Genomic DNA, 9,446 nt, shown 5'->3' with positions numbered 1-9,446 from the left:
GCTGGTTTAGCGCCAAATGAGTCTGAGATCAGATACAAAGATTCTAAAACTGTGGCCAAATTTTATTGACCACTACAAAGAGAAGGAAGCGAAAATAAACTGAAACATGAGATACCTCCTCAAGCAGATAAAACTCTATCAAAGCCAAGTTTTGAAAAAACAGTAGCACTGATCATTGGTATTGAAAATTACGCTCCAAAAGAACAAAATCAGGTTCCTCCGGTAAAATATGCAGAGAATGATGCTCGCTTATTTAAGCAAGTTTTAATTAATGAATTAGATGTAGAAGAAGAAAATATTCATTTAATTCTTAATGAAGAAGCATTGCAAAACAGCTTGCAGTATGACCTACAAGGCCTTTTCTATGGATTATCCTCAAAAGATCGCCTTATTTTTTATTATGTTGGTCACGGCTTTCATAATGGTGTAACTAATTACTTATCTACTTACGATATGCATCCAATGAATGTCGATAAAACTGCAATTTCACTTCGCGATGTTTTATTAGATCCACTGTCTAAGTCGGAGTGCAATTCTGCGATGATTTTTATTGATGCTTGTGCACAGTCATTTGTATGTGCCAATAGCAGGAATACACTGTCTAATATTGATGTTGATGAAATAAAGATCATATTAAGTGATAGTAACTACTTGGCATCATATTTTTTCGTGTCAACCAGGACAAAGCTCGTATTCATGTGACAACTTAAAGCAAGGGATTTGGACATATCACTTATCTCAAGCTATGAAAGGTGAAAAACCTGATGCTGTTTTATCAAAAAAATACGTAACAGATAGATCTTTGAGTGATTATTTGGCTAAATCAGTAACTACCTATGTTAAAGACGAGCTTGGATATGTTCAAAATCCGAAGTCAATCTTAGATGCTGATAGCGAAAATGTATTAGTTCAAATTCCATAAGGCCGAGACCAAGCTATAAATTTTCACCTGAGAAAATGCCTATGCTGATATCTTGAATAAAATAAAGCACTGGCATTGTAGGATGGTTTCTAACTAAGAACACACTCAAGACAATTTATTCAAAATAGTTTTTCATAGTATGGGCAACAAGCCGTCCTCAGTCCGTAACTCATTTTTGTCCAAAAACGAGTTTAACCGACCGTCTGCTTCTCGCTCATAGCTGTAAGTCAGATATGAGCTACTTCAACTCAATAATTAATGCGCATTCCAGTATTACTTTTTGTTTTTTAAAGTAGGTGGCTGACTTTGGCACCTTTGATTTTTCATACCTTGCAAGTCAATTTAAATAAAATCTATTTATTCGTGATTTTGCGTAATTATTGGCGCATTTTCAAAGTATTAATTTCACAAGTATCAATCCTTTAGTTATGCTACTAAACATTATGAAATTTTATTGCGAAAACGCCTATGTTACCTTTACTTCGTATCTTGTTAATTGAGCAAGACCCTATCATCTTGCAAGAGCTTTCAACGAATCTGTCGAAAACGATCCCTAACTTTGAGCGAAATGATGTTCATATCGACATAATTGAATGTCTTGATTTAAAGCAAGCGTTGGAATATGTAGAGGAAGATGGCGATATTCAAGCCGTGGTTCTCAGTTGGGATGTACACAACAAGGGTGAGAGAACTTATAGTCGCTTTATCGAGCAGTTAAAGGGGATCCGTATCGAGTTGCCTGTGTATGTTATTGGCGACGACACGAAAGGATTAGAGATAGTTAACGAGTCGGAGGAAATTGAGTCTTTCTTTTTTAAAGATGAGGTAATTTCTGACCCGGAAGCGATTTTAGGCTATATGATCAACGACTTCGATGATCGAGGAGAAACCCCATTCTGGACGGCATATCGTCGTTATGTTGGCGAAGCAAACGATTCATGGCACACACCTGGCCATAGTGGCGGCTCTAGCTTTAGAAACTCTCCCTACATCAAAGATTTTTATCAGTTTTATGGCCGTAATGTATTTGTTGGCGACCTGTCGGTTTCAGTCGATTCGCTAGGTTCATTGTCAGACAGTACCAATACCATTGGCCGTGCTCAAGAATCAGCCGCGGCGACGTTTGAAGTTAAGCATACCTATTTCGTCACGAACGGTTCATCTACCTCAAATAAAATCATTTTGCAGACACTGCTGCGCAAGGGCGATAAAGTAATCATCGACCGAAATTGTCATAAATCGGTGCACTATGGCATATTGCAATCAGCTAGTTTTCCTATTTATTTGTCGAGTATTTTAAATCCTAAATATGGGATTTTCGCGCCACCCTCGTTGGCCGATATAAAGCAGGCGATCGAGCAAAATACCGATGCAAAATTGCTGGTTCTTACTGGTTGCACTTACGATGGCTTACTGAGCGATTTGAAACAAGTGGTAGCGTTTGCCCATCAACATGGTATTAAAGTGTTTATCGACGAAGCGTGGTTTGCTTACTCCCTTTTTCATCCCAGCTTACGCTATTATTCTGCCATTCATGCTGGAGCCGACTATATCACCCATTCTGCGCATAAAGTGGTATCGGCGTTCTCTCAGGCGTCTTACATTCATATTAACGATCCAGATTTTGATGCCGATTTCTTTCGAGAAATTTACAGTATTTACGCCAGCACATCGCCAAAGTATCAGCTTATAGCGTCGCTTGACGTGTGCCAAAAGCAGTTAGAAATGGAAGGCTATAAGCTGCTCAATGCCTTGCTAAAACATGTGGAAGAATTTAAACAACAAATGGCCTCGCTCAACCATATTAAAGTGCTTGGTAAGCAAGACTTTATGGAAATATTTCCGCATTTTAGCGGAGACAATATGGGCCATGATCCACTAAAAATTCTCATCGATATTAGTCAATTGCCTTATTCGTTAAAAGATATTCATAAATTCCTGCTGGATGAAATTGGGCTAGAAATAGAAAAATACACTCACAGTACTATCTTGGTTTTACTGACGCTTGGAGGTACGCGTTCGAAGATCATTCGTCTGTACAATGCATTAAAAAAACTCGACAGCGGTAAGGTAAAACTGTCAACATCGACGCGTCGCTCCCGCTTGCCGGAGAATTTACCTGCCATCGACCTAGCGTGTATTCCAAGCGATGCTTTTTATGGCGAGCGCGAATCTGTGCCTATTAGCAAAAGCAACAACCGCATTTGTGCCGGTTTAGTTACGCCATATCCACCGGGCATCCCACTGTTGGTTCCGGGGCAGCATATAACTGAAGATCATATAGAGTATCTGAAAGAGTTAGCGGGACAAGGATTGACGATTCAAGGAAGCTTCGATGGCGAGATCTATGTTCTTAAAGGCAAGGTTAAGAAGTAAAGCGTCTTTTGGTCATAGTCTTTTTACTGAGCAGCTGTGTCGCTAGGCATTGCTGCTGTATAAAGCGTTATTGAGTTAATTTTTGAATTACTATTTTAATGTTTAGCTGTATTTTATTTAACGAATAAATAGCTTAGCCATAGAAAACGGTGTTATTAGTATTAAAAGGCTCAACAGATCTGTTGAGCCTAACATAACGAGTAACTTACCTTAGCTTACTAACAAGCTATTTTTATGAGCTGTACCGATTTACACAATTTAAATCGTTAAAACATTGCTCTAGTCTTGCGGCCATATGCTGCTCTGTATGACGAAGCCATACGCGAGGATCATAGTATTTTTTATTAGGCTTGTCGTCCCCTTCTGGGTTACCAATTTGCCCTTGTAAATACGCTTGTTTGTCTTGGTAATAGTTTAAAATACCGTTCCAACACGCCCACTGCGTATCTGTATCGATATTCATTTTTACTACGCCGTATGTTAACGACTCTGCAATTTTATCGTACTCAGAGCCACTACCGCCATGAAACACAAAATTGATTGCGTTATGCTCTAAGCCAAATTGTTTTGCTACATAGGCCTGTGAGTCTTTTAATATAGTAGGAGTAAGCACAACATTACCCGGTTTATATACCCCATGAACATTGCCAAATGACGCCGCTATAATAAAGTTTGGACTAATACGACTTAAGCGCTCGTAAGCGTAAGCTACATCTTCTGGCTGGGTATAAAGCGCAGAACTATCGAGATGTGAGTTATCCACCCCGTCTTCTTCACCACCGGTACATCCTAGTTCAATTTCTAGGGTCATGCCTATTTTTGCCATGCGCGCTAAGTAACGTTCACATATTTCAATATTTTCTTCTAAAGATTCTTCTGAAAGATCGATCATGTGCGAACTAAAAAGCGGCTTGCCAGTAAGTGCAAAATGCTGCTCGCCTTCATCTAATAAACCATCAATCCAAGGTAATAATTTTTTTGAAGCATGATCGGTATGTAGCATAACCGCTACACCATAATGCTTAGCAACAGAGTGAACATACTTAGCAGCACTAACCGCGCCAAGTACAGCCCCTTGGTGTTCAGGTAGCGACAAGCCCTTACCACAAAAAAACTGCGCTCCACCATTTGAAAGTTGAATGATAACCGGTGACTTCATTGTTTGCGCGGCTTCAAGAGTTGCATTTATAGACGAGGTACTAACAACGTTAACTGCAGGTAATGCATATTGATTTGTTCGGGCATGCTTATATACCGCACTTACTTCATCGCCAACTATAACGCCAGGTTGAATAGTTGTAGCTAAATAATTCATTATAGGTTCCTTACTGTTTTAAAGCTTTTATACAAGCATCTGTAATTGCTCGCCAGTTTTGTTGCTCTACTCACCCTTTTTAGCAACGCCTGTTACGGCAAAAACTAACAGAGCAAAAAATACAGCCGATAAAAAATCAATACCATCACACAAAGATGGCGGAAAATGTTTTTGCTCATCAAAGCCGTATTTTAACGCCATAATATCACGGTATTAAAAACACCGGGCAATACTGGCACATTACAGTTAACAAGTTTGCTGAGTGATTTTGGTTACGTAGCAGTTGTACCTATTAAATCGGTACCCACTGCACATACTTGCTCTAGTATAGCTGTATTTATGACTGTACCTGTACCTACTTTACGCTTCGGCTGGTGTTTTTATTGCTTTTAATACCTCAACTAAGCTTGCGCCTTAGTAGAAACAGAGCAATTAGATTGCTGCACGCTAAATAAATCCCATAGTGAAATTGTTTAAGAGGTTGTGCAACCTAGATGTATTGCAAATCTATATGAAAACCATAGAATGTGCATCAAGACTTACTACTGTTATATTTTCTGGCCTGCGCTGAATACACAATTATATTTTGAGTCTCAAATTGCAGTGTTTTACTCTGTGTATGGCCAAAGTAGCTGCTAAGCAAACATGCGATATATTATAAAAATGAGTTTTAGCTTACTTTTATAATAAGCGCTATTTTGCGCAGTCTTCGTCATGTTGTAACAGTATTTTTTAAATTTAAAGACAATCCAAGGGTGCTTAAATGCGTTTATTACACACTATGTTACGTGTTGCTGATTTAGAAAAATCAATCGAATTTTATACCAAAGTACTTGGGATGAAAGAGTTACGCCGTGCAGATAACGAAGAATATCGTTATACCTTAGCCTTTGTTGGTTACGGAGACGAAAAAGACAATACGGTATTAGAGCTAACCTATAACTGGGATCAAGACAGTTACGACTTAGGCAATGCTTATGGCCATATAGCCATTGAATTTGATGATATTTACAAAACATGTGCTGATATTAAAGCTGCCGGTGGCAATGTTAGTCGTGAACCTGGGCCTGTAAAAGGTGGTACTACTGAAATTGCTTTTGTAAAAGACCCTGATGGCTATGCAATTGAGCTTATTCAGAAAAAAGAAGATATGAGTCGTTTTTAAATTTGTATTAAAGCAAGTAGGTTTAAATTAAAAAGGTGCTTTTAGCACCTTTTTTTAGCGCAATTGACTGTCTTTACTGCCTCGGCGATTAAAAGCCCCCACTGTTGCGCTCTTGCCTTCAATTGCTTGCTGGCATGCAACACAATAACGAACACCGGGTAACGCCAATCTACGCGCTTGAGGGATCGCAGCATCACATTCTTCGCACAACTCAGCACTTGAGCCTGAAGCCAAATTACTGCGAGCGTACTGAACAGCATCGTTAACACTTGCGTCTATTTGATCTTGAACTGCACCTTCTCGTGCCCATCCACTTGCCATATATAACCTCCTAATGAGTTGGACGTTTATACTTATAATAGCTATTAACAGCTTTATTGGCACTGAATAGAACAAAAAAGCCGCTTGTAGCGGCTTTTTGTTTTTAATCGATTAATTTTAACAGTTATAAACTGTAATCAATCACCTGCATGCCTAACTTTTCAAGCTCAGGGCGCAAGGTTTTGGCATCACCAACAACTAAATAAATCATCTCTTTAGTGTTTAAATGTTTTTTAGCTAAGGCGTTAACTTCTTCTTTGCTAATATTACTAACAATTTCATTTCTTTCTTTTACAAAGCTAGGTTTTAAATCAAACTCTAATATTTGTGCTAAAAAGCCAAGTTTTGCATTAGGTGTTTCGTATTTAAGCGCATCTTTTTGGTTAATAGCTTTGCGCATAAACATAAGCTCTTGGTCTGTTACACCATTTTGAGCGTAGTTATTAAGCTCGTTGGTAAACTCTGTAATAGACGCAGCAGTAGAATCTGCTCTCACCGCTGCAGAGGCTGTAAAGCCACCTGATGTTTTATCACCCCAAAAATGAGAGCGAGCACCATAAGTGTAGCCTTTATCTTCGCGTAAATTTAGATTGATACGGCTGTTAAACGTGCCACCCAATGCAAAGTTCATTAAGTTAGCTTTAAAAAACTCACCGGTAATATCTTCAACCATGCCACGCTTACCAATACGAATTTCTGATTGCGGTGCGCCAGGCTTATCAACTAAATAAATTACATTTGTTTGTACTTTTGGCTCAGCAAAATTTAAATCAACGCTTGAAGCTTTGCCCTGCCAGTTTGTAAGGGCAGCTTTAATTTTAGGTTCAATTGTTGATTCTTTTAAATCAGAAACAATAATAACTTGGGCACCCTGCGGTTTAAAGTTTGCATTATAAAAAGCTTTAACATCATCGAGCGTAATGGCTTCTATACTTTCAACAGTACCGCTACTTGGTAGTGAAGCTATGTTATTTCCGTATAGTAATTTGCTATACGTATTAGAGGCTAAATAACCTGCATCTTTCATTGAATGTTGGATGTTTTGAATGCTTTGCTTTTTATTACGCTCAAAGTCATCTGCATTAAATGCCGGTTTAAATAACTTTTCTTCTACAAGCTTTAATGTTGCATCTAGATTTTTAGTTAAGCTAGAAACATATACATTTGTATGTGTTTTATCAGCGTATATGCTTACTTGACTACCCAACTTTTCAAGCGCGTTACTCATTTGCTCTGTGGTGTAGTTTTGCGTAGCCTCACTCATTAGCGATGCAGTCATTGACGATAAACCCACTTTACTCGCTTGTTCATTATACAAGCCACCCGGAACTTTAATAAAAATAGCAGTCGTTGGCGTTTCGGTGCTTTGAGTACCTAATATTTTAATACCGTTTGCAGTATTAGCTTGCCAAAGTGCAGGAACATCCACAGCAGGATTTGCACCGGCCTCTGGATGAACACTTCGATCAAATGTATCAACTGCTCTTCGTGCCACTAAATCATCAGCTGAAGTGGTCGATGGCCCTCCAAAATCATGCGCTTTAGGAGTAAAGTTGTCTGGGGCAGCTATAAGTTGAGTCTGCCCTTCTGGCACAACACTCATAATAACGGCAGATTTACCTTTGATATATTGATTAAAAACACGCATAACATCAGCTTTTGTAACTTTGTTATAACGTGCAATCTCATCTTTAGCTGAGTTTGGGTTACCTGTAAACGTTTCTGACGCGGCAAGTTGAGAGACTTTTCCTGATACGCTTTGCAGACCAAAAATTGCACCCGATTCTATTTTAGCTTTTACTTTATCTAAATCATCTTGTGTAACACCACGCTCTTCAAATTCAACAAATGAATCACGAATAATTTTTTCCATATCAGCTAACGTTTTTCCTGCTGTAGGATTAGGTAAAGCATAAAGACTAATTGAGCATGCTAACTCTTGGCATGGATGGTTTGCACTTGCTTGAACTGCAAGCTGGTTTTTAACTAGGTTTTTGTATAGTAATGAATTGTTCCCCCCACCTAATATTTCTGCAAGTATATCCAGCGGTGCTTCATCTTCAGAGCGAGCGTAAGTCGTTGGAAAACTCATACTTAATAAAGGTAAGTGAACCTTATCTTCCATTGAAATATATCTATCAGCATTTAGTGTTACCGCTGTTTTTTCTACTTTAGGTATTGCAGGGCCTTTTGGAATTGGCGCAAAGTATTTAGTAACCAGTGGTAGTATTTCATTAGCGTTGATGTCGCCACCAATGGTAAGCGTTGCATTATTAGGGCCATACCACTTTAAAAAGAATGCTTTTAAGTCATTCACATTTACACGGTTAAGGTCATCCATAAAACCAATTACAGGCCAAGAATACGGATGCCCATCTGGATACATTGCTTGAGCAACACGCTCACCTAAACGACCATAAGGGCGATTATCAACGCGTTGGCCGCGCTCATTTTTTACTGTTTCGCGTTGTACTTCAAATTTTTCTTGGGTTACAGCATCTAGTAAAAAGCCCATTCGATCAGCTTCTAGCCACAACATTTTTTCTAATTGATTTACAGGTACGGTTTCAAAATAATTTGTTCTATCTGAGTTAGTTGTACCATTTAAAGTACCGCCTGCTTCAGAGATTATTTTAAAATGTTCCTCATCAGCAACGTTTTCTGAGCCTTGAAACATCATATGCTCAAAAAAGTGAGCAAAGCCTGACTTACCCAACTCTTCGCGAGCAGAACCAACGTGGTATGTTACATCAACGTGTACTAAGGGATCTGAATGATCCTCATGCACAATTACAGTTAAACCGTTATCTAGTTTATATTTTTTATACGGTATGTTGATTTCACCTGCGTTTGATTTCACTGATTCAATAAGTGTAACGCCTGGGATTGATGCTTCTGTAATAATCTTTTTATCAACAGCTTGAGTTGAGCTATTACATGCAGCTAACCCTGATGCAAGTAAAACAGCAAGTGCGATTTTTGTGAGTTTCATTTTTTAGTCCATATTTAAATTAACTCAATGAGTTTAAAGACTAATTAAAAGTACAACAAGGAATATGAAACAATTGTAAGATTGGTTTTGTAACGAAGTGTAAATAGATAGATATAAAAATGAAGTGTGAAATGAGGGTATAAATTTGTAGTTTTATTCTTATAACACTGCACTAGCTTATTAAATAAATTAAGCGGCATTTACAAGATATAATTGTTCTTGATAACGTCATGAATAGAACGTCTGGTATCACACTGCTTTATACAATACTTAAAATAAGTAAGTGGCGTCCCCAAGGGGATTCGAACCCCTGTTACCGCCGTGAAAGGGCGGTGTCCTAGGCCTCTAGACGATG

At 38.5% G+C, this 9,446-nt stretch carries 8 protein-coding genes and 1 tRNA gene; 4 read left to right on the top strand and 5 right to left on the bottom strand.

The features are described 5' to 3' along the window. Nucleotides 1-99 precede the first annotated feature (99 nt). The 3 genes from AAEZ18_RS17685 to AAEZ18_RS17675 all read left to right on the top strand — a co-directional run bounded on the left by AAEZ18_RS17685 (nt 100) and on the right by AAEZ18_RS17675 (nt 3,298). The gene (locus AAEZ18_RS17685; protein WP_352255798.1) at nt 100-702 is read left to right on the top strand and encodes a caspase family protein; all 603 of its coding nucleotides are present in this window, start codon (nt 100-102) and stop codon (nt 700-702) included. Further along, nucleotides 638-922, top strand: a complete 285-nt coding sequence (locus AAEZ18_RS17680; RefSeq protein WP_350595407.1) for a hypothetical protein — start codon at nt 638-640, stop codon at nt 920-922. Before AAEZ18_RS17685 ends, AAEZ18_RS17680 begins: the two co-directional genes overlap by 65 nt. Before the next feature lie 468 nt (nt 923-1,390). Next, nucleotides 1,391-3,298, top strand: coding sequence for an aminotransferase class V-fold PLP-dependent enzyme (locus AAEZ18_RS17675; protein ID WP_089367987.1), 1,908 nt, complete (start codon nt 1,391-1,393; stop codon nt 3,296-3,298). Nucleotides 3,299-3,530: 232 nt separating this feature from the next. On the opposite strand, the gene fbaA is transcribed toward AAEZ18_RS17675, so the two are convergent. After that, nucleotides 3,531-4,613: a class II fructose-bisphosphate aldolase gene (fbaA, locus tag AAEZ18_RS17670; RefSeq protein WP_011327779.1), complete on the bottom strand. Its 1,083-nt coding sequence runs from the start codon at nt 4,611-4,613 to the stop codon at nt 3,531-3,533. A gap of 66 nt (nt 4,614-4,679) precedes the next feature. Beyond that, complete coding sequence (locus tag AAEZ18_RS17665) at nt 4,680-4,814, bottom strand: hypothetical protein (RefSeq protein ID WP_011327778.1); 135 nt, start codon at nt 4,812-4,814, stop codon at nt 4,680-4,682. A gap of 562 nt (nt 4,815-5,376) precedes the next feature. Between AAEZ18_RS17665 and gloA the strand changes: the two genes are divergently transcribed. Continuing rightward, on the top strand, nt 5,377-5,778 hold the full coding sequence (gene gloA, locus AAEZ18_RS17660; protein ID WP_011327777.1) for a lactoylglutathione lyase: 402 nt from the start codon (nt 5,377-5,379) through the stop codon (nt 5,776-5,778). 54 nt (nt 5,779-5,832) lie between these two features. Here gloA and AAEZ18_RS17655 read toward each other — a convergent pair whose 3' ends face one another. The 3 genes from AAEZ18_RS17655 to AAEZ18_RS17645 all read right to left on the bottom strand — a co-directional run bounded on the left by AAEZ18_RS17655 (nt 5,833) and on the right by AAEZ18_RS17645 (nt 9,445). After that, nucleotides 5,833-6,099, bottom strand: a complete 267-nt coding sequence (locus AAEZ18_RS17655; RefSeq protein ID WP_089367986.1) for a DksA/TraR family C4-type zinc finger protein — start codon at nt 6,097-6,099, stop codon at nt 5,833-5,835. A 124-nt stretch (nt 6,100-6,223) separates the two neighbouring features. Then, nucleotides 6,224-9,091 carry a M16 family metallopeptidase gene (locus tag AAEZ18_RS17650; protein WP_011327775.1) on the bottom strand — a complete coding sequence of 956 codons (2,868 nt, stop codon included), beginning with the start codon at nt 9,089-9,091 and terminating at the stop codon, nt 6,224-6,226. A 284-nt stretch (nt 9,092-9,375) separates the two neighbouring features. Then, nucleotides 9,376-9,445, bottom strand: a tRNA-Glu gene (locus tag AAEZ18_RS17645). Between the last annotated feature and the right edge of the window lies 1 nt (nt 9,446).

This window comes from Pseudoalteromonas sp. 19-MNA-CIBAN-0066, from assembly GCF_040308705.1.
Taxonomy (GTDB): domain Bacteria; phylum Pseudomonadota; class Gammaproteobacteria; order Enterobacterales; family Alteromonadaceae; genus Pseudoalteromonas; species Pseudoalteromonas nigrifaciens.
Note: the sequence above shows the minus strand (reverse complement) of the source record. Positions and strands in the feature narration are given on the sequence as shown.